This is a genomic window from Duganella phyllosphaerae (assembly GCF_001758785.1).
Lineage (GTDB): Bacteria > Pseudomonadota > Gammaproteobacteria > Burkholderiales > Burkholderiaceae_D > Rugamonas > Rugamonas phyllosphaerae.
In genome coordinates, this window is sequence record NZ_LROM01000017.1 from 1 (window position 1) to 23,072 (window position 23,072).

Genomic DNA, 23,072 nt, shown 5'->3' on the forward strand with positions numbered 1-23,072 from the left:
GCGAGGCGGTCGCCAACGCGCTGGTGCATCGTGACTATCACCGCATGGGCGCGGTGCATGTGCGGATGGACGACGAGGGGCTGACGATCAGCAACCCCGGTGGCCTGATGGATGGCGTAACGCTGGCGAACCTGTTGACCACCGAACCGCGCCCGCGCAATCGCACACTGGCCGACGCGATGAAGCGCATCGGCGTGGTCGAGCGTTCGGGGCGTGGCGTCGATAAAATCTATCGCGGCATGTTGCGCTTCGGGCGTCCCGAGCCGGACTACCGGCGCACCGACGCCACCAGCGTCATCCTGCGCCTGGCCACGACCGATGCCGACGAGGCTTTCCTGAAGCGCGTGGTCGAGGAAGAGGGGCGGCGCGGCAGCGCATTGCCGATCGACAGCCTGATCGCCCTGGCGGCACTGCGTGGCCTGAAGCGCCTGACGACCGAGGAGCTGGCCATCCATATCCAGCGCGAGCCGGCGCAAGCAAAGCGCACCCTGGAGGCTTTGGTGGAGGCTGGCCTTGCGCAAGCCCATGGCACGACGCGTGGCCGCACCTATACGCTTGCAGTCGGCGTTTATACGGCCGAAGGAGGCAAGGCTGCTTACACGCGGCAGATGGGTTTTAGCAATCTCCAGCATGAGCAGTTGGTACTGAGCTATGTGCGCCAGCATGGCGCAATTCGACGCGCCGAAGTGATCGAACTTTGTCGTCTATCCGAGGGGCAAGCAAAAGACCTGCTCAAGCGGATGAAGATGAATGAACTGCTGTTGCTGGAAGGGGCGGGCCGCACCGCCGCTTATCGAATCGGCCCCAAGGTATGAGCCGCACCTAAACGGATGTAAACGGATGTAATCGGATGGTTTTGGATGTTGCTATTTTCTATAGTATCAATGAAATCAATGGCTTAACGCTTGGATTGGATATTTGCGGAGTGGAAATTGGACGAATTTGAACGTCCGTTTATTGAGTAGTTGACCGCGATAGGTTGATGCTATGTGGCCGGTGACCTGGACAACCGGCGAGGGGCGTGAAGATATTCAAGGTCCGGTAACGCCCCAAAACGGACACTCGGCTAACTGAATCTTCCAAAGAAAATCCAATCGTTTCATCTTTCCTGTTGCTTGTTATCACCTTGACGCCATGTCGTTCGATAGGCATCGCTCGCAAGCCAACCAATGAAAAAACTGCTCAATTTATCGACAAAGGCTTCAAGCAACTCCATTGGGATCGTCGGGATTGGATCGGCGTTCGGATGAGGATCCTTTTCTAAAAAGCGTACGAATGGGAGATAGTCGAAATCATCCGGCTTCGCATCCATACGATGGGCAAGTTTGTTCCGTAAGGCATTCATGTGTCTAATGCCCGCAATCGCTTCTTCGCCCTCCGGAAATATCCTATGTGGAAAAAGTGCAGCTTTTTGCGAGAAATTCAATTTCCCGCCATCCCAGTTAAGTTCCGGTGCACGACTTTTTAAAAACTCGTCCAGATAGTGCTCAATGGTGAGATGGCATGCAAGCAAGTATCCGACAAATGTGAAATCTACGCTCTCCGTTGGTACGAAGCGTAAAAAATTTCTCGAATCGACTTTTCCTACACGAGGCGGCAATTTTGGCATGATAAGTTTTCTAACCAATAAATCTCTATCGCGATCGTGGTAGACGACGAACTACCAACGCAGAGAGAAAAATGACATTAAAATTTAATGGTTAGCCTTTCAAATTTAGGTGGGGTGTTATTTCAGCTCATTGTGACTTCAAGGAGATCGGAGCTTTTTTTGATGGCCGCTTGCGCTTTTTCTGCGGCACTAAGATCCCGTGCATTGATTCAATTAGCCTTTTTAAATCTTCTGCTTGTGCGCGAATGTAATCTGCGTCTGGCACTTCTATGCCATGAACAAGCTGATTCCTGAAATGTCGAAGTCGTTCTGCGGTTTCAATGAGAATTGGTTGAAAATCGTCAATAGTCGAAAGGAATCGTCCCGACGGCATGCCAAAGCTTCTATAGCCTTTCTTAGCTGCAACTGCCCGTAGCATTTTTTCGTAATCGATCCACAGCGACATAAACTGCCCTATGGCATCGCTTTGCGATGCCCTCGGTACGTCAACCGCAAAGTTGGCAATGATTGGAACATCGAATGCGCGCACACGCTCATATGCAGCGTAACGTGAAACGTCCTCAGAAAGGACCTGATCGATCACTTGCTCAGCGAGAGGGCGCTTCTCAAAATCGGCATGAAGCGCATCGATGTATCGAGCTAGATCCTCAGGCTTATTGAGCCCAAGATTTCGTAATAACTGAAACAACAAATCAACTCTTCCGATGGCAGAATCATGAATGTCGAGGCCCGCTAACTTGGCACGGGACATATCCAGTAATGAAGAGGCCAAGTCATAGTGATTGGTGTACTCACGGTCATGCGATGAGAGGCGAGAGTCGCCTGCCCGTTGTAGTCGTTCAAGGGCAATCTCTCCGGCAAGTACCAAACCGTTCAGCTCGTCAAGAATTGCGTACTCATCTTCGGATAAATTACCTTGAAGAGGTTTGTAAACAAGGTCATGTTCCACTTCAGACCATGCATGCATTAACACCGAAGCAACCTGAATTTCTATACGCGCCTCCGTATAACGCTTCTGGGATTCGTTTAATAGGGTTTCGGGAAGGCGAACCCGATAGTGGGTAGCCCAATAGCCCGAAAACCTCTTTTTGTAGGTCGGTTTTGACGCGGTGGGGAACTCCTTTGGCTCAGCAACCGGCACAAATAGCGCTCGAATAATTCGCCCGACTTCGCTGCGTTCGGCAGGGAAGTAAAGCGCGACACGGACCCCCGCCAGATCGACAATGTCATCATAAATATCCTCGACAGATGTATACGTGTGCGACTGGACTCGTTGACGCACTTTGGTTTCCAGTCTCTGGGGGTTCTTCGCGCGCGAGGTGACAATGGCTCGAATACCTGCCGACTGAAGATTTGAGTCGAGCACTTGGGAAGTTATCCGGCATGCTTGCTCATAAAAATCATACTCTTTACGATACCGCGAGATGAATTGGCTAATAATATCCAATGAATATTTTCCTAGCTAAGATAATTAGTCGAACATAGTCGAATTACTTCTTGTTATGCAATATGCCACAAATATGTATTTTTCAGCAAGGTCATTGGGCGGTTCTACCATAGAAAAGCATAAAACGTGCTTATAGGCAGTCCTCCTTCCGCGACATTACGGTTAGAACCCATAAGTCACGCAGCAAGGGTGCATTCTAAGGAAGACCAAAGGCTGCTTTTTGCCGTTATCGGCCAAGCCATAATGCCCATCTACCAGACAACGAAGTAAGTATGAAGTAGTTCGCCAATACGGTGATGACTGAGTCGTACAAGTTAAAACCTGTCCAAAGCTGCGGATAATACTTCAGTGCCATCATGCGATTAAAGAAGTAGCCAAATGCTACCCACGATATAGCCACTACCCCGACGACGCCAAGAATCGAGCGGTGAAAATTTCTGAGCTTCATTTCCAGTACCTCGCTTTCAAGTGACCGGCCGCTTCTGGCCGGATACGGCCATCAGCCAAGTGCTCCATCAAAATTGGTATTGCGGTCCTTAATTTTAGCGTAACAGAAATCGCATACCACTTTGAAGTCGTTGAACTCTCTGAATGCATCAGTCATTTCCTCTTCTTGCAGGAAAAACTGCTCACACTCATCGCACCAAGCTTGCAAATCATCTGGGTCAGAGCTGTTCTCGACAAAGCCAACGATACGGTCACGAATATTCACTTGGTGGCAGCAGACAACTGCTGGCGTCCTGCTTCCATGAGTTCCGCATTTGATTAACGATTTTTCGCCGGGCATCTCTTTCCTTCGATTTTCTCAGTCTGCTTTTGGCCGAACGCGGCCGTCGCTGTCTACCGTAGCATCTTGCCTAACTGCAAAACGCGCCAATTCCACAGTCGAACGATTTCGACACAAAACGGACGCTCCGAGCGCCCATCAGTTGTGGTCGGCGATTCTGTCTAAGGCCGAAACCTTGCATCCCTGGGGACAAAATATTGTCAGAGTTTCCGAGTGTTGGTTCACCGAACCCCATTCACGCGTCATTTTCCAGCTTGGTAGTTCCTCGGAATCTTCGCTACCCGGACTGACAGCAAACGACCAGTGCCCTGAGTAAAATGCATGGAGTAAAAGAGCTGGTTCACCCTGAGCATTTTTAATTTCTAACGTGGCTACATATCCTTGCTGTGCCAACTTTGGATGACTGGTTGTGTTGAACTCAAGCGTCTCCCCTCCAATGCCTCTGCAGCAGATCATCCTGTCGCTTGCCCCCCAGAAGACTGCAGCAACGGTATCGTCGGACGATTCTACATTCTTGCTTTTCTTGAAAAACACTTCATTCCTCTCAAACTAGCAGCATTTCTGTGATGACCGCTGGTGGCAGGTCGTGGCCGACACCGGTCACGTCATACTTCGTAGTTATTTTTCTTTTGTTTGTGCCGTGCCCAGTATGCCCCAATCATCAAAATCGGAGTCTGCATTACACTCACAATCACAAACATCACAGCGTCAGGAAGCTGTACCCCTTCTGACGAAAAGGCCGTTAGGACAATTTTGGTGATTAGGTAGACTAATGCGCTTACGGGCAAGCAAAGGACGAAAGGACGCCATTTTCCGGTTACGAACATGCCCAACGCGTATCCCGCAGCAAATGCAAACAATAACGAAATCAAAACAATTTCTCTCTTTTCTAGTTGTTAACCGACGACTCTTCGACGTCTGCGGCAGGTAGGAATGGGCTAGCTCTCAGGATATCATCTTTGCATCTAAGAAATATCCACCAAATGTCACACCATGCAAGCCCAGACGAAAAAGATTGAACTTTCCCTCAGTCCCCCAGTCCAACGCCCAAGCAGCTCGGAAATTGGCCACGTTCAATTGCTCCAGAGCACGCCGGGAACCATACTGGCGAACAAGAGTCCGCCTGAGGGACAAGCGAGGGACATTTGGTCTCTGGGAGAGGTGCGCCATAGAGGAATTCGATTCCGGCAAGCTCCTTGAGCCTACGGCACTATGAGCATCCCAACGCGCCGATACAGCCGCACAGCCGGATTGTCCGCGTATACCTTCAAATCGATTGATACATCACCGCGCTGGTGAAAATGCACGAAAGCCTGCTGCAGGAGGGCCTCGCCCAAGCCCTGCATTCGCCATTGCGGTGCCACCGCAAGATCTTTTACGAAGGGCAGGCGCCAGCACAAGGCAATGCCGACCAGTTTGCCGGTAGTGTCGGTAGCGGCAAAGATGGTGGCTGGGTCGTATTCCGGATCGCACGCTAGTGCGGGCCACCATTTTTCGAAATTGGTAACGCAGCCGCCGCCGGAACGGTAAGCCAGTTCCAGTAATTCCCACACGGCTCGCGCGTGCTTTGCAGCGACGAATGATACCGGCTGTATACCAGCCGGAAACTGCGGCTGTGTTGGAGGCTCCGTTAGGTCTTTGCGCAAGCGGAGAGTCGATGGCTGCATGATGATGATGCCGTCCTCAGTTAAATCCGGTCAGCGCAGATGCCTGTCTCACATGCCAGCCTTCCTACGAAGCGAATCACAGACCACTGTCCGCCGAGGCGAACTTCCATGGCCATCAGGATAACATTTTGGGCACATGAAACATAAAAAGCTGCGCCGCCGGCACACTGTCTCTCCTACAGCAACAAATAGTCGCCACGCAGGTGGTTTATCCGGGACCTTCTCACGGCAATACTGCCGAATCGGTTTCCGACACTTTCACCTTACGCGTCTCCAGGAGAACAAACATGCAACGCTCACTTTCCGCACTCGCCTTTTCGCTTCTGGCAATGTCCGCCACAACGCCGTCGCAGGCGGCCGCGCCTGACGTCAGGATGTACCGGCTCGACTGCGGCCACATCACGCTCGGCGAGAAGGCGGTGCTCTCCGACGCCGGCTTGTACCAGGGGCAGTCGCAGGATCTCGTTGTGTCGTGTTACCTGATCAAGCATGGTGGGGATTGGGTGTTGTGGGATGCCGGTCTGCCGAAAAAATATCTAGCCAGTGCGGTCGCGGAAGGCAGTTCGACATTCAAGCTTGACCGCACGATCGTGGCGCAGCTTGCCGACCTCGGGCTGCGTGCCGACGACATCAAGTACGTCGCTGTCTCGCATGCCCACTTCGACCATTCCGGCCAGGTCAACGATTTTCCAAATGCGACCCTGATCATCCAGCGCAGCGAACTCGTTGCCATGGCCGATACCGCAAAAGCGACGGCGAAAGGCATCGACGCGCTCCTGTTCAGCAGCCATATAATCGGTAACAAGCGGCAGCGGGTACGGGTGATCGATGGCGATGTGGACCTGTTTGGCGACGGCACACTGACGACCGTCCAGACCCCCGGCCACACCCCGGGCAGCATGGCGCTGCTGCTCAGGCTTGGCAAGGCCGGCGCCTACGTGCTGTCCGGCGACCAGTGGCATCTGGCGGAAAACCATCAGCGGCGACAGGTCCCAACCTGGAACTACGATCATGACCAGACCATCACGTCCGGCAAAAAACTCGATGACCTGATCGCGGCCAACCGTGCCACCCTGGTCATCCAGCACGAGCCTGCCGACAATCAGAAGCTGCCGACGTTGCCGCGCTTTCTCGACTGAGTCATCGCTGCAGCGTCGCCACCAGGTGGTCGAGCACCACCCGGGTTTTTGCGGTCATCTTGCGGCCCACGGGTATCAGCGCATGGACCGGTGGCGCTGCGACGTCCGCCTGCGGCAGCACGTGCACCAGGCGGCCGCTTGCCACCAGGGGCGCGGCAAAGCCGTCGATGAGCTGCGCGAGGCCGAAGCCGCAAGCAGTTGCCTCCACCAGCGTGTGGCCGTCCGCCATGATCAGCACGGGGGAGGGCGCAAGCTCGCGCCGCACGCCGTTGTCGTTGAGGGACCAGCCATGCAGCTGCCCCGAACTGCTGCGAAACAGCACAGCGTCGTGTCCCTGCAGATCTGCGACCGAGGTGATGGCAGGGCGCTTCTGCAGATACGATGGCGATGCGTAGAGGCCCATTTGCAGGTCGCAGATCTTCCGCACAGTCATGTCGCTGTCGACCGGCAGATGGCCGATCCGCACCACGAGATCCCAGCCGTCGCCCACCGGATCGGACCGGCGGTCGCTGAGCGACATTTCCACGACCACCTTCGGATAACGCTTTCGTAGCGCACCAAGGGTGGGCAGTACCACGCGTCCGAAGCCGGCCGGCAGATCGACGCGTACGCGTCCTATTGGTTCAGCGCGATTGACTGCCAGCGCCTGTTCGGCCTCGCGCAGGTGCTCGAGCGCAGTGCGCGCGGCCGCCAGGTAGATCTGGCCGTCCTCGGTGATGTGCACGGCGCGCGTGGTCCGCTGGAACAGCAGGGTGGCCAGGTGCTTTTCCAGGCGCTGGATGGCCTTGCCTACGCTCGACTTGTTGGTGCCGAGCCGCTCGGCGGCCAGCGTAAAACTGCCTGTTTGCGCCACGGCGACGAACGCGGTGATGTCCTGCAGCGAGGCGCCTGTCATTTCCTGCATGGTGACTCCGGTGCGGCAAAGGTCCTAGTCTGCCACATGCGGCGCCACAGCACAGTGCCGCCAGCAGTGAAGAACCCCGGCTATTCGCCATATAGATCGATACCCGTTCGTAGCGCAGTGGGCTAGAGAGTTCGCGCTTGCTGGCAAAGCTCAGATGGATGGTAACGACCTTGTCCTCGATTTTTCCGTCGCGTACGACAAAGAAGGCAAAGTCATCCCTGTCCTGCCGGCGTGCAAACAGCTACACGTCGAAATCGGCGTCGGTCTCCTGCTGGAAGGCGGTCTTGGCGATTCTGGCTCAGGCATCAGGAAGAATGTAATTGAGCAGTACCAGGCACCAGACTATCGCTCCCAGCGCGATCCAGGTGTAGTTGGCTGCGGTGAAGCGATTGTTGCTGTCACCGAGCGGGTCATTGCAGCTGACGTTGATCTTTTCCTGTGCGATAGCGGAGAGCAACAAGATGGGAACCAGAATGATCAATGCCAGCAGGTCCGTATAAGGGGTCCCGATGTCACGACTGGCCAGGCGATCCATCAGTTGCGCTGCAATCATCACCACCACCAGCTGAGTAGCGTGTTTGCCGCTTTCCCATGCGTCCACCGTCGGTTTGTCACGCCCGAGGATTTTTACTTCCGTGAAAAGGGAATGAACAAAAAAGACCGCGAAAATTGCCCTTGCTATCGGCCATAGATCTTCCCGGTCCGGATCGTCACGTGCCCACTGACTCTTGTAGCAGGCCCAGTTTTTGTAAAACCAGTACAAGCCGTAGAGTCCCACTGTTGCGACATACAAGATCGAGAATTTTTTTACTGAAACGACATAAAATATTTGCCGATGGGCGTTTGTCGCCCCTAAATTTTGATGCTCGGAAAGGGCTTCCTGATTCATGTGGCTTCCAAAATAGCGGTTTCCCTCGTGCGTTCACAAGGATTGCTAACAGAATATCATCTTGCCTATATGAAATAAACAGTCGCCTAGCAAACTTTTACCAGCGGCTGCTTCTGGCACCCCGTCGTTGTCAACCTGGCCCCACTTTGTCCTCGCGAATGATTTTCCGGCAAAATGAACGTTTCGGCCAACAAAGACCTCGATGCCCAACTTTACAACTCGCGTCGCCATATCCTGCACCAGGCTGCTATTGGTCTGCACCCTGTCAGGTGGCGCAGCCAGCGCCGCTCCGGCGGCCGTCAAGGAAGAACAGTTCAACTTCCAGACCTTCTCGTTCGCGCGCATCTCGCTGCAGGAAGGCGAGAGCGCCCCGGTGCGCTATTACCTCTCCAAACCGGCGCAAAAGGCGCCGCTGGTGCTGTACATCCAGGGCTCGGGGTGCGTGCCGCCGTTCTCCGGGCTGGGCACGGCCAACCGCTCGTCGAACATCTATTCGTGGATACCGCTCGCGGCCGAGAAGCGCTACGCCGTCATGGCCGTCGAGAAGCCATTCCAGTCGGAGCAGCCGCAACAGGGCGAACCCGGTTCGGCCGTGGGCTGCGCCGGTGACTTCAACCGGCACTTCTCCTACGACACGTGGCTTTCCACGCTCAAGCAGGCGGTGCGCCATGCCCTGGCGCGGCCCGAAGTCGATGCGCGGCGGGTGCTGGTGATCGGCATGTCGGAAGGCGCGCCGATGGCCGCCGGACTGGCGCGCGAACTGGCCGAAGTGACGGACGTGGTACTCATCGCGGCCAACGGTCCCACCCAGCTCTACGACTTCGCCGCCAACATCTACCGTGCCAACGGCAGCGACGACGACAAGCTCAAACTGCTGCAGGAACTGGACCGGACCTACAGCGCAATCGCTGCCGATCCGAACAGCACCAGCAAGTTCGCCTGGGGCCACTCGTACCTGCGCTGGAGCAGTTTCTTTGCGCAGTCCACGGCGACTAACCTGGCGCACTCGAAGGCGCGCGTGTACCTCGCCAGCGGCATGCAGGACGACAGCGTGCCGATCCTGTCGACCGAAGTGCTGTATGCCCAGCTGCGCACCCAGGGCCGGGACGTGACGTTCCGCCGCATTCCACTGGCCGGACACGCGTTGGTGCCGGAAGGCCGGCCGGTGCCCGAGGCGCAGCAGGAATACGACGCCTTCATGGCCTGGTTCGAACGGCGCTGACGGATCAAGCGCCTTAGCGCAGCAGCGCGACCTTGCGCTCGGCCTGGTCGAGCCGGAAGCGCAGCACCAGTTCCGCCAGCATGCCTGCCTGGTCCTGCATGCTGGCCGAGGCGGATGCCGCTTCTTCCACCAGCGCGGCGTTCTGCTGGGTCACCGCGTCCATCTCGGTAATGGCCTGGTTGACGTGGCCGATGCCGATGCTTTGCTCGTGCGAGGCGGCGGTAATCGCGGTCATGATGCTGGTCACGCGCGAAACGCTGGCCACGATCTGGTCCATCGTGGCGCCAGCTTCGGCCACCAGTTCGCTGCCTACCTTGATGCTGTCGACCGAATCGCCGATCAGGGTCTTGATCTCCTTGGCGGCGGCAGCGCTGCGCTGCGCCAGGTTGCGCACTTCGCTCGCAACCACTGCGAAGCCGCGGCCTTGCTCGCCGGCGCGGGCCGCTTCGACGGCTGCGTTCAGGGCCAGGATGTTGGTCTGGAAGGCGATGCCGTCGATCACGCTGATGATGTCGACGATGCGCGTGGCCGAGGTGTTGATGGCGTCCATGGTCTGCACCACCTTGGCGACCACGGCGCCACCCTTGCCGGCCACGTCGGCGGCCGAGATCACCATGTCGTTGGCCTGCCGGGCGTTGACGGCGTTCTGGTTGACGGTGGCGGTCAGCTCTTCCATCGAGGCGGCGGTCTGTTCGAGCGAACTGGCTTGCGACTCGGTGCGGGCCGACAGGTCCATATTGCCGCTGGCGATTTCGGAGGAGGCCAGGGCAATGGTGTCGGCGCTGCGGCGGATTTCGCCGATGGTGTTGGCCAACTGGGTTTGCATGCTCTTCATGCCGAAGAAGATGCTGCTGTCGTCGCGCGCATCGACGTGAATCGGCACGCTGAAGTCACCGCTGGCGATGCGGCCGGCCGCCTCGCGCACCAGTGCCGGTTCGCCGCCGATGGTGTGGCGCAGGCTCTGGTTGATGCGGGTGACGATAAAGCCCAGCAGCAGCGTCACGCCCAGCAGCACGCTGCCCGACTTGAGCAGCTCGGCCTTGAAGGCGCGGTCGATGTCGTCCATGTACACGCCGGTAATCAGGTCCCAGCCCCACGGGCCGTAGCGGTCCACGCGGCTGGTTTTCGGCAGCGGCTCCTTGCCGCCCGGACGCGGCCATACGTAGCGCACGTAGCCCGACCCGGCGCTGCTGGCGCCGGCGGCGGCGATTTCGCGGTACAGGTAGTAGTTGTTGACGTCCTTGAAGCCGCTCATGTCCTTGCCGTTGTTTTTCGGCGCGAAGGGATTCATCAGCGAGATCATGTCCTTGCTGGCAATGGCGGTGTAGCCGTCCTCGCCGAAACGCAGCGCGCTCACGACGTCGATGGCGCGGCGCTGTGCTTCTTCTTTGGTGATCTGGCCGGCAGTAACCTGCGCGTCAAAATGCTTGACGATGCTCAGGCCCACCTGGTTGACGTTGGTGAGGTCCTTCTGCCGCTCTTCCAGCCGCAGGTCGCGCGTCTGGATCGCGCCGTGAACGAAAATCACCAAGATGCAGACCAGGCTCAGGATCAGGGGCAACCATAGTTTTTGCTTGAACGATAAATTCTTCATTGATTATATTTTTTGTACATTTTTCGGGAAACTAATAGTAATTGAATATTTATTATTGGAAAAGTAATTTCCATGTGGAATTTATTAATTAGAGGATGAATTCTAATTTCCCGTCCGGTCTATAATGCACGGCCTTCCCCGTCACAACATCACATGCTTCACATCACACTACGCGCACTGCGGCTGGCCGCTCGCCCCGTGCTGCTCCTGCTGGCGCTCGCGCCGGCCATCGGCCACTCAGCTCCTGCTCCACCGCCACCGCCACCGCAGGTCTTCGAACGATCGCAGGTGGAAGTGCAGGTCGCGCCGTATCGGCACAGCACCTTGCAGCATGTCGCCTGGCGCCAGCGCGATGGGGCGCCGTCGGCGGCGATCGCGATCACCCAGGACAGTCGGGGCATGCTGTGGTTTGCCAATTACGAAGGGCTCCATCGTTTCGACGGAGCGCGCTTCGACCGTGTCGATGCGATCGATGGTAACAAGCTGCTCGCCATCGATGTGTCGGCGGTAGCTGCCTATGGCGAGGCGTTATGGGTGGGTTACCGCTTCGGTGGCGTGAGCGTGTTCGAGCACGGCGCGGTGACGCATTACCGCGAGGCGCAAGGCCTGCCGGCGCGTACCACGCAGGAACTGGCACGTACCCAGGACGGCGTGATGTGGGCTGCGACCTTTGTCGGGTTGTTTCGCCGCGATGGCCAGCGGTGGACTGCGGTGGGGCCCAGCGACGGCGTCGAGCGGGGGAGTTTCAACCACTTTACCGTGGCGCCCAATGGCGCGTTGCTGGCCTATGGAGACTCGGGGCTGTATATCAAGCAAGCGGTCAGCCAGCGGTTCCGGCGCCTGTCCGGCATCCCTGGCTTGCAAAGCATCGATAGCGGCGACATCCGCCCGGACGGCACCATCCTGCTCAAGACAGCTGACCGGGAGCTATTCGTGCTGGACCCCGTGACCGAAGTGGTGCGGCCGCTGGCACTGCCACATTTCAAGCAGCAGCGACTCGACGTTTACCAGGAAAAGCAGGGCCGGTTGTGGATCATGACGCCGCAGGGTTTGTACCTGGTCGATCCGTCGCATGCGACCGGCAGCGCGTACTCGATTGAAGGCGGCTTCAGTGGCCGTAATGTGCATACCCAGCTGACCGATCGTGAAGGTAACGCATGGTTCAGCACGGAGGCGGGCGTGGATCGCCTCAGCCATGGCCGCATCAATACGCTGGAGTCGGATGGCGCCCAGGCCATGTACATGAGCGTATTGGCCGGCACGGATGGCGAGATCTGGGTGGGCAGTAACGCCGCGCCGATGATCGGCTATGACGAAACCCTGTACCGCGTCAGCAAGGACGGCAATCGCATTGCCACGCCTGTCCGCAATCCCACTGCCAGTACCCGCGCAGCCGATGACAGCCTGTGGTTTGCCGGTAGCGGCATGCTGTGGCAGGTGCAGGGGGCACAATACCGGCGCTGGACATTACCGGCCGAGGTGTCCGGCGCGGCGGTCCAGGCCATGGCCACCGATGCCAGCGGCAAGCTGTGGCTATCGATTATCGGCAAAGGCATCCACACTTTCAGCGGCGGTGTCTGGGGCCGGCCGGCGTTGCCGAAGCTGGCAGCGCGCACCGCGATCTCGCTGCACCGCGACGTTCAGGACAGGCTCTGGTTCGGTTACCCGGAAAACGCTGTCGCCATACTGTCAGCCGATGGCGTGCTACGGCAGGTGGGAACCGCCGAGGGTCTCGCCGCCGGTAATATTTTGGCGATCAAGAGCCACGGCGGTCATGTATGGATTGGTGGCGACCACGGCCTGGCATGGTGGAACGGTGAGCGCTTTCGCAGTCTGCGCGATGCGGATGGCGCCGATACCGTCGGCGTATCGGGCATCGTGGAAAATGCCGCCGGCGAGCTCTGGCTGCACGGCGCCGGTGGCCTGACGCAAATTGCGGCATCCGACGTGGCCGCTGTAATCGAGCACGGCGTCCAGTCGGTGCGCATGGAGCGCTTCAATCACCTCGATGGCTACGGTGGAGTGGCCGCCCAATTGCGCCCGATCCCCACGCTCACCGAAAGCAGCGATGGCCATATCTGGTATGCGTCGAGCGCGTACGTCGGCTGGATCGATCCCAGGAACATCACCCATAACCCGTTGATGCCCACGCCGCAGATCACCGGCCTGCGCGCCGAGGGCCGGCCACACCTGGCCAACGGCGCCGTGCGTCTGCCTGCCGGCACCGAAAACATCGAACTCGATTTCACCGCCGCCGTGCTGACCATCCCCGAACGCGCGCGCTTCCGCTATCGCCTGGCGGGGTTCGAAGATGGCTGGCGCGACGCCGGCACCCGGCGCCAGGCCTTCTATACCAACATGGGACCCGGCGATTACCGCTTCGAAGTGCTGGCCTCGAACGAGGACGGCGTGTGGAGCACGCAGCCGGCCACGCTTGATGTATCGATCGCGCCCACCTTCGTGCAGACGCTGTGGTTCAAGCTGCTGTGTGCGCTGGTGCTGGCGCTGGCCGGCTATGGCCTGTTCCGCTGGCGCGTGCAGCTGGCCACGGCGCGCGTGGCCGAGCGCATGCAGGAGCGCCTCGACGAGCGCACCCGCATCGCCCGCACCCTGCACGACAGCTTCCTGCAAAGTGTGCAGGCGCTGATCATGCGTTTCGATCGCATCAAGCGCGGCATTGCCGCCGACGATCCGCTGCAACGCGAAATCGACAGCGCGCTCGATACCGCCGACGCGGTGCTGCTGGAAGGACGTGAGCAAGTGTGGGCGCTGCGCTCGGGCGATGAAGCGCAGACCGGCCTGCAACCGGCGCTTGAAGAGGCGGCCGCCGCCTGCGGCCAGCAGTACGGTATAGCCGTGCGCGTGGAGCAGAACGGTCTGCCTGTACCGCTGCCCGACAGCGTGCAGCGCGAGGTGCACGCCATCGCGCTCGAAGCGCTGCACAACGCCTGCCGCCATTCCGGCGCGGCGTCTGTGCAGGTGGCGCTGCGCTATGCGAAAGACGGCGTGGAATTGCGCGTGCTCGATGGCGGTTGCGGCATCGACGACCAGGTGCTGGCCCACGGCGCGCCGCACGGCCACTGGGGACTGGCCGGCATGCGCGAACGTGCGCACCTCATCAACGCCAGCCTGCGCATCAGCCGCCCCGCTGGTGGCGGCACCGAGGTGCGCCTGCACGTGCCCCTGAGCTCATAGAAATGAGAACTGGCGTCAGCCGCCAGGCAGGTCGTCTGCGGCCGGCAGCCGGCGCCGTTCCGGTTCGTTGAGCACGCGGGCGATCACCGCCAGCGGTACGCCGGCGTCCTCCATGAAGGCGGCGGCGGCTGCCCGGCCCTCGGTTTTCAGCAGGTCGAGCCCCGCTTCGACGGCGATGGCCTTGCTGCGGTCTGGTCGTGAACCTGCGTCCGGGTCGGTCATGGGGGCTCCAGGTGGCGTCAAGGATACGTCAGGCGTGGCAAGCGGCGATGGTGGTGACGATTTCGTCCAGGCTGGCTGGCTTGGTCAGGTGATCGTTGAAGCCGGCGGCGCGGGTGCGCTGGCGGGTGCCCTTGTCGCCCCAGGCGGAAAACGCCACGATCGCCACGTCGCGCAAGTCGGGCCGTGCGCGCAGCGCGGCGGCGACCTGGAAGCCGTCCATGCCGGGCATGCCCAGGTCGAGCAGGATCACATCGGGCGCGAACACCTCGGCCGCGTGCAGACCTTGGGCGCCACCGTAGGCGACTGCGGTCTGGTAGCCGTAGAGTTCGAGCAGCTCCGAGGCGACATCGGCAGCTTGCTCGTTGTCATCCACGATCAAGATGCGTTTATTAATTGGTGCAAGGGACGGTTCCATGGCGGGCATTCGAAGCGTTGGCGACCTGCGAGGTCGCGTCTTTCGGCTGGGTCCGGGCCGGAATGGTGGAAGCGGGCGGGGCAGTGGCGCGCAAACTGTTAAATTTTTCCTGTTGGCAAATTATAGTTGGGAATGGATTTGTTTGCCGGCTCCTGTTGATAAAACACCACAGCGTCGCCACATGGGTGACCTGACCCGATCAACGAAAAGGAATGATGATGAGCGCAACTGACAAGGCTATCCTGGCTGGCGGCTGTTTCTGGGGCATGCAGGATCTGATCCGCAAAATGCCGGGCGTGGTGGCCACCCGCGTGGGTTACAGCGGCGGCGACGTGCCCAACGCCACCTACCGCAACCACGGCACCCATGCCGAGGCGATCGAGATCGAATACGATCCGGCGGTCATTTCTTACCGCCAGCTGCTGGAATTCTTCTTCCAGATTCACGACCCCAGCACCGCCAACCGCCAGGGTAACGACCTCGGCACGAGTTATCGTTCTGCCATTTACTATGCTGATGAGCAACAGAAAGCGGTGGCGCTCGACACCATCGCCGACGTCGATGCGTCCGGCCTGTGGCCCGGCAAAGTGGTCACCGAACTGGCGCCGGCCGGCCCGTTCTGGCAGGCCGAGCCCGAACACCAGGACTACCTCGAGCGCATTCCCAACGGCTACACCTGCCATTATGTGCGGCCCGGCTGGCAATTGCCCAAGCGTTAACTTGTTATAAATCAGTCACTTGCCGCTCAGAAGGTATACGGAAGGACGGCAGTGACGCGCACGACTACAGTTCGATCCTGTTTTAAGCATACTAAAAAAGGAAAGAACATGAGTCAGCTCTTCACCGCCGTCTACGACATCAGCAGCGCCATCGATGGCCATCCCAACCTGCGGCTGAACCTGGTCGTCGACGGCTACAACGATACTGTCGTCGGCAATGCCCAGCTCGACGGTGAGCGCGGTATCGCGGTGCGCGGCCACCATGTTGAAATTGATGGAGAGCAACCCATGCAGGCCATTTTGCTGGCAGGCACTACTCCGGTCTTCGTTACCGAAGGGCAACCCTCGGCGTTCCAGTTGCTGATGGTCCTGCCCACCGCGTGGAAGGCCGGCCAGGTGTGCTACAAGATGAGCTTTGGCCAGCGCCAGGCGCGCGTGCTGGAAATCCGCGACGGCGTGGCGCACGCGGTGCTGCCTGCACTGATGCACTGATGTCGCACTGAAGTCATAAAATATCAGCCAAGCGCACCGTGCCGGGCGTCGGCGGCAGGTAAAAGTTGCTATCATGCGCTTTTGCGCAACCATGTTCATTCACCATGCCTGAGGCTACCTCCGCCGACATCGCCACCTGCGAAAGCGAGCCGATCCGCATACCCGGGGCGGTGCAGCCGCACGGTTTCCTGCTGTCGCTCGATTTATCGGACGTCCCCGACGCAGCGGACGCTTCCGCCGCGCGGGTGGTGCAGGTGAGCGACAACCTGGCCGACTTTACCGGCATGGCGCCCGCCGCCGCGCTGGGCCAGCAGTTGCGCGCCGTGATCGGCGCCGCTGCCGATCAGCTGGCGCCGCTGTTGCGCCTCGATCCTGCGCGCGACCGCGCCAGCTTTTTGACCACGCTAACGCTGGAGTCCGCACCCACCCAGTACGACGTGTTGGCCCACGTGTGCGACGGCTTGCTGGTGCTCGAGTTCGAACCGGCCGCCGGCAACCTGGAGGCCAGCCTGCACCGCCTGTACCCGGTGGTGGGCGATTTCCTCAACAAGATCAACGATGCCGACTCGATTACCGAGATGGGCCAGCTGGCGGTCAACGAGATCGCCGCACTCACCGGTTTCGGCCGGGTGATGATCTACAGTTTCGACAAGGATGGTCACGGCACGGTGCTGGCCGAGGCGCTGCAAGACGGCTACGAGGGCTATGTCGGCCAGCGCTTCCCGGCCAGCGACATTCCGCGCCAGGCGCGCGAACTGTACCTGCTCAACCGCATCCGCCTGATCCAGGACGCCAACTACACCCCGGCCGGACTGCTGCCGGTGAACCATCCGCTGACCGGCCGGCCCACCGACCTGTCGCTGGCGGCGCTGCGCAGCGTCTCGCCCGTGCATCTGCAATACATGCGCAACATGGGCACGCTGGCGTCGATGTCGATCTCGCTGGTGGTGGACGGCAAGCTGTGGGGCCTGGTGTCGTGCCACCACGCAACGCCGCGCCGGTTGAGCTACCACCAGCGCACCGTCTGTGAACAGCTGGGGCAAATCCTGGCGCTGCGCATCCGCAACCGCGCCGACGCCGACGAGCTGCAATTCCGGCTCGAAGTGCGGCGCGTGATGGTCAATCTGCTCGGAGGCCTTACCCAGGGATCCGACTTCATCGAAAACCTGCGCAGCGTGATGCCGGAACTGCTGCGCTTTGCGCGCGCCGGCGGCGTGGCCATCGTCATCGACGATCGCCTGATCAGTTTTGGCGACACCCCCGGCGACGACCAGATCCGCGACCTGGCCGACTGGATCAGCCTGCATTCCCATGAAGACCTGTTCCATACAGCCAGCCTGGGCGCGCTCTATCCGCCGGCAGCCGCCTATGCCGACCGCGCCAGCGGCTTGCTGGCGATGCCGATTTCGCGTATCCACCAGCATTATTTGCTGTGGTTCCGGCCCGAACGCGTGTACACCATCGACTGGGCCGGCCGTCCGCAGGACAAGCAGGGCGCAGGTGCGCTGTCGCCGCGCACCAGTTTCGAGACCTGGCGCGAGGCCGTGCACGGCACCAGCGCCCCCTGGCACGATGCCGAACTGGAGCTGGCGCTGGAATTTCGCACCACCTTGCTCGGCATTGCGCTTGAACGCGCCGAGCAGATGGCCGACCTGGCCGGCGAACTGGGCCGCGCCAACAAGGAACTCGAAGCGTTTTCGTATTCAGTTTCGCACGACCTGCGCGCGCCGCTGCGCCACATCGTCGGCTTTTCCGACCTGTTGATGGAAACCGCCGACAACGACAACCCCGAACGGCGCCTGCGCTTTCTCACCAATATCAAGACCTCGGCCCGCCTGGCCGGCAAGCTGGTCGACGATTTGCTCAGTTTTTCGCAAATGGGCAGGTCGGCGCTGCGCCCCGTGCGCATTCGCATGCGCGAGATGATCAATGGCTGCATCGAACGGCTGGCCCCCGAGGCCACCAGCCGTCGCATCGACTGGCACGTGGAGGCATTGCCCGACGTGACCGCCGATCCGGCGTTCCTGCAGCTGGCGTTGTACAATCTGCTCTCGAACGCGGTGAAATTCACGGCGCAGAGCGATCCCGCCGTGATCCGTATTACCAGCGAGAAGTTGCGCGACGAAGTCGTGTTCCATATCGCCGACAATGGCGTCGGCTTCAACATGGAATACGTGCACAAGCTGTTTGGCGTGTTCCAGCGCCTGCACCGCATGGAAGACTTCAGCGGCACCGGCATCGGCCTGGCCAATGTGCGCCGCATTGTCGAGCGCCATGGCGGCCGGGTCTGGGCCCGTTCCGCTCCCGGCGAAGGCGCGACGTTCTCGTTCAGTATTCCCAACACTCCCCCACCTGATAAAGAATGACAGAGGTACCCCGCATGCTAAAACCCATCCTGCTCGTCGAAGACAATCCGCACGACCTGGAACTGACCTTGATTGCGCTCGAGCGCAGCCAGCTGGCCAACGAAGTGATCGTGGTACGGGATGGCGCCGACGCGCTCGACTACCTGCACGTGCGCGGCGCGTTTGCCGAGCGCGAACACGGCAACCCGGCGGTGGTGCTGCTGGACCTGAAACTGCCGAAGGTGGACGGGCTGGAAGTGCTGGGATCGATCCGCGAGAATCCGTCACTGAAGAGCTTGCCGGTGGTCATGCTGACGTCGTCGCGGGAAGAGCAGGACCTGGTCCGCAGCTACGAGCTGGGCGTGAATGCCTACGTGGTCAAGCCGGTCGATTTCAAGGAATTCGTGCGCGCCATTTCCGACCTGGGCATCTTCTGGGCGGTCCTCAACGAACCGCCCCCAGGTTCGCAGCGCTACATCAAGCCGCAGTAATCGTGGATGCTGCGCGCTGGCGCAGCATCTGGCGGATGCGGGTACTGAGGGTTTCCACCGTGTAGGGCTTGGCCAGCAGGTTGACGCCTTGCGGCAGCTTGCCGTCGTGGGTCAGTACGCCTTCGGCGTAGCCGGAGGTAAACAGGACCTGGGCGTGCGGCTGATCGCGTTTGACCAGCTCGGACAGTTCCAGGCTGGTGAGCTTGCCCGGCATGATCACATCGGTAAACAGCAGGTCGATCCGCGCGCCGCTCTCGAGCAATTGGGCGGCATGGTCGGCGTCGGGGCTGGCCAGCACCCGGTAGCCGAGGTCGGCCAGCATGGCCACGGTGGCCGTACGGACCGCTTCCTCGTCTTCCACCACTAAAATCGTTTCGGCGCCGCCGGCCATGGTGTCCGATTCGGCCGGACTGTCGGCCGCCGCCACGGCTTCGTTGCGCGGCAGGTAGATTTGCACGCAAGTGCCCTCGCCGGGGCGGCTTTGCAGGGTGATCTCGCCACCGGACTGCTTGACGAAGCCATAGGCCATCGACAGCCCCAGTCCAGTGCCCTGGCCGGTGGGCTTGGTCGTGAAGAACGGCTCGAAGGCGCGCTGCATCACCGCCTCGCTCATGCCCACGCCGGTATCGGCGATTTCGATCAGCACGTAGTCGGCATGCGGCACGTGCTCGCCGGCAGCAGCGTTGACCTGGTGCAGGCGCGCAGCGTCGGCGTCGAGGTTGCGGGCGCGGATGGTGAGCGTGCCTTCGCCGTTCATGGCGTCGCGCGCGTTGATGGCCAGGTTGAGGATCACGTTGTTGAGCTGGCCAACGTCGACTTCGATATTCCACAGCTGCGGGCCGATGTCGGTGACCACCTGCGCGCGCGGACCGAGCACGTGGCCCAGCATGTCGTCCATGTCGGTCAACATCGGCGTGAGATCGACCACCGCGCTTTGCAGCGGCTGGCGGCGAGCGAATGCCAGCAAGTGCGAGGCGAGGCGGGCGCCGCGCTCCACGCCGGCCAGGGCATTTTCGACCCGGACCAGGCCTTGCGGGCTGACCAGCGCCAGCATCTTGAGCAGGTGCAGGTTGCCGCTGATAATTTGCAGCACGTTGTTGAAGTCGTGCGCCACGCCGCCGGTAAGCTGGCCGATCGCTTCCATTTTTTGCGCCTGGTGCAGCGCGGCCTGGCTGGCGCGCAGTTCTTCCTCGCGCTGGCGCAGTTCGACAAATGCGGCATCGCGCTGGCGGCGTGCGTGATAGGCGGCGCAGTGGTAGCGGATGCGCGCTTCGAGCTCGCGCGCTTCGGGCCACTTGACCAGGTAATCGTTGGCGCCCAGCGCAAACGCGCGCGCCTTGGTCTCGGCATCGTCTTCGGACGACAGCAGGATGATGGGGACGTGGGCGGTATCGGCGTTGGCGCGCAACATGCGGATCACGTCGAAACCGTCGGCGCCGGGCATGCGCAAATCGACCAGGACCACGTTGGCTTCGGTTTCCTGGCACAGGTCGACCGCGCGCTCGGCGTGCTGGTCGTAGCGCAGGCGAATGCCGGGTTGGCGGCTGAGATGGTCTCCGATCAGGTCTTGCGCGATGAGTTCGTCATCGATCAGCAGCACGGAACAGTTGTGGGAAAGGTTGTCGCTCATGGGGCACGGTAGGACGTCAGTTGGCAGATTCTACCTCAGCACAAGACGTGCCACTACGGCAATTCCTACAGTGTGCGTGTTGCCGCACGCCTGTGTAAAATCATTGCATCACACAAAAGGGAGTTGATTTGTTGGAAACCACGGAACAAGACGTACTGGCCGCCCTGCGCGCCGCCACTGCGGCCCGCCACGCCGAGCTCGATGCGAGCACGCCGCTGGCCGCGACGCAGGTCGACCTGGCCGCGTACGGCGCGCACCTGCGCCTGCTCGAGCGCTGGCTGGCGCCCGTGCCCGCCTGGCTGGCCGGCTTTGACGATGGCCCGCAGTTGCCCGATTACCTCGGCGCGATCCGCGCCGACCTGGCGCACGGCGCGCTGGCGGCGGCAGCGGCCAGGCTGGAGCGGGCCACGGCGAGGCCGGCGGACCAGGCAGGACAGGCGGAGCAGCCATTTTCCTGGCCGGCGCAGGCCGGTGCCGCCTATCGCTGGGGCGTGTGCTACGTGGTGGAAGGATCGCAACTGGGCGGCGCGGTGCTGTACAAGCGGCTGGCGCCGGCGCTGGCGCCGCATCCGCTCGCTTACCTGCGCGGCAACGGTTCACCGGGGCCGCGCTGGCAGCAGTTTCTCGCCGCGCTGCGCACGCACGTGGTGGAACCGGCCCAGATCGAGGACGCCTGCGCCGGCGCGCGCGACGCCTTCGACCGGCTGATCGCGCTCAACCGGGCCGAAGCGCGCGGTTAGTAGCTGCTCAGCGGCACCGGCTGGCCACCTTTGAAGGTATAGATGGTGACCGGCGATTCTTTCATGTCGCCGCGCGCATCGAAGGCGTAATTGCCGGCCACGCCCTGGTACGTGCCGGCGCTGATCGCCGCTGCCACTTTTTGCGGATCGACCGAGCCCGACTTCTGCATGCCCTGGGCGTACAGCATGGTGGCGTCGTAGTAGGCTGCTGCGTACACGTCCGGGTCTTTCTTGAAACGGGCCTTGAAGCGGGCCTTGAAGGCCGGACCGGCGCTGGCTTTGTCGAGCACTGCGCCGCCTTGCGAGCACAGCACGTTGTCGCCCACCGACTCGCCGCCCAGCTTGCCCATTTCGGCGGTGCAGATGGTGTCGCCGCCCAGCAGCTTGGCGGTGATGCCCAGCTGTTTCATCTGGCGCGCCATCGGTGCGGCTTGCGGCGCATAGCCGCCGAAGAAGATCGCCTCGACCTTCTTGTTTTTCAGCTTGGTGAGGATGGCGTTGAAGTCGAACGCGCGGTCGGTGGTGAATTCGTGGCCGGCCACGTTCATGCCCGAGGCGCGCGCCTGCTTCTTGAATTCTTCGGCCACGCCCTGGCCGAAGGCGGTGCGGTCGTCGATGACGGCGACGTTTTTGAATTTCAGCACATTGGCTGCGTACAACGCCATTTTCGAGCCCAGCTGGCTGTCGCTGGCGTTCACGCGGAACAGGCCCTTGTAACCCTGCTGGGTGATCTTGGGATTGGTGGCGACCGTGGCCACCAGCGCACCGGCGTCGTTGTAGGCACGCGAGGCGGGAATGGTCACGCCCGAATTGTAGGGGCCGACGATGAAGCGCACGCCGTTGTCGATCAGTTTCTGTGCCGCTGCCACGCCGGCCTTGGGATCGCCCTGGTCGTCTTCGGACAACAGTTCGAACTTGAGTTTTTTGCCGGCCACGGTGATCGGCTTGGCGTTCAGTTCCTCGACCGCCAGGCGGGCGCCGCTTTCGTTGTCCTTGCCCGAAAACGCCTGGGCGCCGGAGAGCGGGCCGCTATGGCCGATTTTTATCACGGTGTCCTGCGCCTGCGCTGCGGTGGCTGCCATGACGGCGATGGCGGCTGCCACGAACTTCACGTTGTGCTTCAAACCCATGCGAACTCCCGATGTAGTGATCAAAAAGCGATCGCTGATTATCGCCAATTACCGGGCATATTATCGTGCGAGTTGTGCCGTGATGCGGCGGGTTTTGATGCAAAGGCAGGCGCAGCCACGCCCAAGCCCCGAATTTAATTCGGGCTGCACCGTAGCGATGCAGGTGTGCAGGCCGGCCGGCAGCGTGCACCACTGCCGGCGCGGCCGCTCAATTATGCGCCGATGCCACGCGCGCGGTCAGCCGCCGTTACCGCCGTCACCCGGCCCACGGCGGGGGCATTGGACTGGACGGCGCGGGGCGTGTTGTTGCCCAGCGTGGGGTCGTTGATGTTGTAGGCGGCAATCGCCGCTGCCAGCGCCGGGTTGCCCTGCAGCGGATTGGCCTGCATGGCGGCGGCCTGCGCTGCTGCTGCCTGGGCGGCGCGCGCCTGCTGG

Annotated in this window: 22 protein-coding genes; 9 read left to right on the forward strand and 13 right to left on the reverse strand. The window is 60.7% G+C overall.

What is annotated here, in order from left to right; all coding sequences use genetic code 11:
• A partial coding sequence (locus DUPY_RS00965; protein WP_208599976.1) for a DNA glycosylase AlkZ-like family protein occupies positions 1–815 on the forward strand: 815 nt, incomplete at its 5' end.
• Positions 816–1,099: 284 nt separating this feature from the next.
• Here DUPY_RS00965 and DUPY_RS27640 read toward each other — a convergent pair.
• The 5 genes from DUPY_RS27640 to DUPY_RS00985 form a co-directional block, all read right to left on the reverse strand.
• Entirely contained in the window at positions 1,100–1,609 is a 510-nt protein-coding gene (locus DUPY_RS27640) for a hypothetical protein (RefSeq protein WP_141749364.1), read from the reverse strand.
• Positions 1,610–1,736: 127 nt separating this feature from the next.
• A complete protein-coding gene (locus tag DUPY_RS00970; RefSeq protein WP_070245862.1) occupies positions 1,737–3,056 on the reverse strand; it encodes a GTP pyrophosphokinase in 1,320 nt (439 codons plus the stop codon).
• A 499-nt stretch (positions 3,057–3,555) separates the two neighbouring features.
• The gene (locus DUPY_RS00980) at positions 3,556–3,843 is read right to left on the reverse strand and encodes a hypothetical protein (RefSeq protein ID WP_070245864.1); all 288 of its coding nucleotides are present in this window, start codon (positions 3,841–3,843) and stop codon (positions 3,556–3,558) included.
• 138 nt (positions 3,844–3,981) lie between these two features.
• On the reverse strand, positions 3,982–4,377 hold the full coding sequence (locus DUPY_RS27645) for a hypothetical protein (RefSeq protein WP_141749365.1): 396 nt from the start codon (positions 4,375–4,377) through the stop codon (positions 3,982–3,984).
• A 668-nt stretch (positions 4,378–5,045) separates the two neighbouring features.
• Entirely contained in the window at positions 5,046–5,396 is a 351-nt protein-coding gene (locus DUPY_RS00985; protein ID WP_167359005.1) for a GNAT family N-acetyltransferase, read from the reverse strand.
• 401 nt (positions 5,397–5,797) lie between these two features.
• Between DUPY_RS00985 and DUPY_RS00990 the strand changes: the two genes are divergently transcribed.
• A complete protein-coding gene (locus DUPY_RS00990) occupies positions 5,798–6,649 on the forward strand; it encodes an N-acyl homoserine lactonase family protein (RefSeq protein ID WP_070245866.1) in 852 nt (283 codons plus the stop codon).
• A 1-nt stretch (position 6,650) separates the two neighbouring features.
• Here the strand turns inward: DUPY_RS00990 and DUPY_RS00995 are convergent, their stop codons facing one another.
• Both DUPY_RS00995 and DUPY_RS01000 read right to left on the reverse strand, forming a co-directional pair.
• The gene (locus tag DUPY_RS00995) at positions 6,651–7,553 is read right to left on the reverse strand and encodes a LysR family transcriptional regulator (protein WP_070245867.1); all 903 of its coding nucleotides are present in this window, start codon (positions 7,551–7,553) and stop codon (positions 6,651–6,653) included.
• A gap of 298 nt (positions 7,554–7,851) precedes the next feature.
• The gene (locus DUPY_RS01000) at positions 7,852–8,442 is read right to left on the reverse strand and encodes a hypothetical protein (protein WP_070245868.1); all 591 of its coding nucleotides are present in this window, start codon (positions 8,440–8,442) and stop codon (positions 7,852–7,854) included.
• A gap of 250 nt (positions 8,443–8,692) precedes the next feature.
• Here DUPY_RS01000 and DUPY_RS01005 point away from each other — a divergent pair, with 250 nt between their 5' ends.
• Positions 8,693–9,664: an alpha/beta hydrolase family protein gene (locus tag DUPY_RS01005; protein WP_229255193.1), complete on the forward strand. Its 972-nt coding sequence runs from the start codon at positions 8,693–8,695 to the stop codon at positions 9,662–9,664.
• Positions 9,665–9,677: 13 nt separating this feature from the next.
• Here the strand turns inward: DUPY_RS01005 and DUPY_RS01010 are convergent, their stop codons facing one another.
• Positions 9,678–11,258 (reverse strand): methyl-accepting chemotaxis protein, encoded by a 1,581-nt coding sequence (locus DUPY_RS01010; RefSeq protein WP_070245870.1) that lies wholly within the window; start codon positions 11,256–11,258, stop codon positions 9,678–9,680.
• 153 nt (positions 11,259–11,411) lie between these two features.
• Here DUPY_RS01010 and DUPY_RS01015 point away from each other — a divergent pair, with 153 nt between their 5' ends.
• A complete protein-coding gene (locus tag DUPY_RS01015; RefSeq protein ID WP_070245871.1) occupies positions 11,412–14,453 on the forward strand; it encodes a sensor histidine kinase in 3,042 nt (1,013 codons plus the stop codon).
• 15 nt (positions 14,454–14,468) lie between these two features.
• On the opposite strand, the gene DUPY_RS01020 is transcribed toward DUPY_RS01015, so the two are convergent.
• On the reverse strand, positions 14,469–14,675 hold the full coding sequence (locus DUPY_RS01020; protein WP_070245872.1) for a hypothetical protein: 207 nt from the start codon (positions 14,673–14,675) through the stop codon (positions 14,469–14,471).
• A 28-nt stretch (positions 14,676–14,703) separates the two neighbouring features.
• The gene (locus DUPY_RS01025) at positions 14,704–15,090 is read right to left on the reverse strand and encodes a response regulator (protein WP_070245878.1); all 387 of its coding nucleotides are present in this window, start codon (positions 15,088–15,090) and stop codon (positions 14,704–14,706) included.
• Positions 15,091–15,308: 218 nt separating this feature from the next.
• Here DUPY_RS01025 and msrA point away from each other — a divergent pair, with 218 nt between their 5' ends.
• The 4 genes from msrA (at position 15,309) to DUPY_RS01045 (ending at position 19,137) form a co-directional block, all read left to right on the forward strand.
• Entirely contained in the window at positions 15,309–15,809 is a 501-nt protein-coding gene (msrA, locus tag DUPY_RS01030; RefSeq protein ID WP_070245879.1) for a peptide-methionine (S)-S-oxide reductase MsrA, read from the forward strand.
• Between the two features lie 108 nt (positions 15,810–15,917).
• The gene (locus DUPY_RS01035) at positions 15,918–16,301 is read left to right on the forward strand and encodes a DUF1842 domain-containing protein (RefSeq protein WP_070245873.1); all 384 of its coding nucleotides are present in this window, start codon (positions 15,918–15,920) and stop codon (positions 16,299–16,301) included.
• Positions 16,302–16,405: 104 nt separating this feature from the next.
• A complete protein-coding gene (locus tag DUPY_RS01040; RefSeq protein WP_070245874.1) occupies positions 16,406–18,667 on the forward strand; it encodes an ATP-binding protein in 2,262 nt (753 codons plus the stop codon).
• 14 nt (positions 18,668–18,681) lie between these two features.
• Entirely contained in the window at positions 18,682–19,137 is a 456-nt protein-coding gene (locus tag DUPY_RS01045) for a response regulator (RefSeq protein WP_070245875.1), read from the forward strand.
• On the opposite strand, the gene DUPY_RS01050 is transcribed toward DUPY_RS01045, so the two are convergent.
• Complete coding sequence (locus tag DUPY_RS01050) at positions 19,124–20,767, reverse strand: response regulator (RefSeq protein ID WP_070245876.1); 1,644 nt, start codon at positions 20,765–20,767, stop codon at positions 19,124–19,126. The two genes, DUPY_RS01045 and DUPY_RS01050, sit on opposite strands and share 14 nt — an antisense overlap.
• A gap of 131 nt (positions 20,768–20,898) precedes the next feature.
• On the opposite strand from DUPY_RS01050, the gene DUPY_RS01055 reads away from it, so the two are divergent.
• Positions 20,899–21,507 (forward strand): biliverdin-producing heme oxygenase, encoded by a 609-nt coding sequence (locus DUPY_RS01055; RefSeq protein WP_070245880.1) that lies wholly within the window; start codon positions 20,899–20,901, stop codon positions 21,505–21,507.
• On the opposite strand, the gene DUPY_RS01060 is transcribed toward DUPY_RS01055, so the two are convergent.
• Both DUPY_RS01060 and DUPY_RS28250 read right to left on the reverse strand, forming a co-directional pair.
• Positions 21,504–22,637, reverse strand: a complete 1,134-nt coding sequence (locus tag DUPY_RS01060) for a branched-chain amino acid ABC transporter substrate-binding protein (protein ID WP_070245877.1) — start codon at positions 22,635–22,637, stop codon at positions 21,504–21,506. The two genes, DUPY_RS01055 and DUPY_RS01060, sit on opposite strands and share 4 nt — an antisense overlap.
• Before the next feature lie 212 nt (positions 22,638–22,849).
• Positions 22,850–23,072: hypothetical protein (locus DUPY_RS28250; RefSeq protein ID WP_167359006.1), on the reverse strand; the 223-nt coding region annotated here is incomplete at its 5' end.

Excerpts from the sequence above, each read along its gene's own strand:
- DUPY_RS27640 (WP_141749364.1), bottom strand. The coding sequence starts at position 1,609 with ATGCCAAAATTGCCGCCTCGTGTAGGAAAAGTCGATTCGAGAAATTTT.
- DUPY_RS00980 (WP_070245864.1), bottom strand. The coding sequence starts at position 3,843 with ATGCCCGGCGAAAAATCGTTAATCAAATGCGGAACTCATGGAAGCAGG.
- DUPY_RS00990 (WP_070245866.1), top strand. The coding sequence starts at position 5,798 with ATGCAACGCTCACTTTCCGCACTCGCCTTTTCGCTTCTGGCAATGTCC.
- DUPY_RS00995 (WP_070245867.1), bottom strand. The coding sequence starts at position 7,553 with ATGCAGGAAATGACAGGCGCCTCGCTGCAGGACATCACCGCGTTCGTC.
- DUPY_RS01000 (WP_070245868.1), bottom strand. The coding sequence starts at position 8,442 with ATGAATCAGGAAGCCCTTTCCGAGCATCAAAATTTAGGGGCGACAAAC.
- DUPY_RS01010 (WP_070245870.1), bottom strand. The coding sequence starts at position 11,258 with ATGAAGAATTTATCGTTCAAGCAAAAACTATGGTTGCCCCTGATCCTG.
- DUPY_RS01015 (WP_070245871.1), top strand. The coding sequence starts at position 11,412 with ATGCTTCACATCACACTACGCGCACTGCGGCTGGCCGCTCGCCCCGTG.
- DUPY_RS01020 (WP_070245872.1), bottom strand. The coding sequence starts at position 14,675 with ATGACCGACCCGGACGCAGGTTCACGACCAGACCGCAGCAAGGCCATC.
- DUPY_RS01025 (WP_070245878.1), bottom strand. The coding sequence starts at position 15,090 with ATGGAACCGTCCCTTGCACCAATTAATAAACGCATCTTGATCGTGGAT.
- msrA (WP_070245879.1), top strand. The coding sequence starts at position 15,309 with ATGAGCGCAACTGACAAGGCTATCCTGGCTGGCGGCTGTTTCTGGGGC.
- DUPY_RS01035 (WP_070245873.1), top strand. The coding sequence starts at position 15,918 with ATGAGTCAGCTCTTCACCGCCGTCTACGACATCAGCAGCGCCATCGAT.
- DUPY_RS01040 (WP_070245874.1), top strand. The coding sequence starts at position 16,406 with ATGCCTGAGGCTACCTCCGCCGACATCGCCACCTGCGAAAGCGAGCCG.
- DUPY_RS01045 (WP_070245875.1), top strand. The coding sequence starts at position 18,682 with ATGCTAAAACCCATCCTGCTCGTCGAAGACAATCCGCACGACCTGGAA.
- DUPY_RS01050 (WP_070245876.1), bottom strand. The coding sequence starts at position 20,767 with ATGAGCGACAACCTTTCCCACAACTGTTCCGTGCTGCTGATCGATGAC.
- DUPY_RS01060 (WP_070245877.1), bottom strand. The coding sequence starts at position 22,637 with ATGGGTTTGAAGCACAACGTGAAGTTCGTGGCAGCCGCCATCGCCGTC.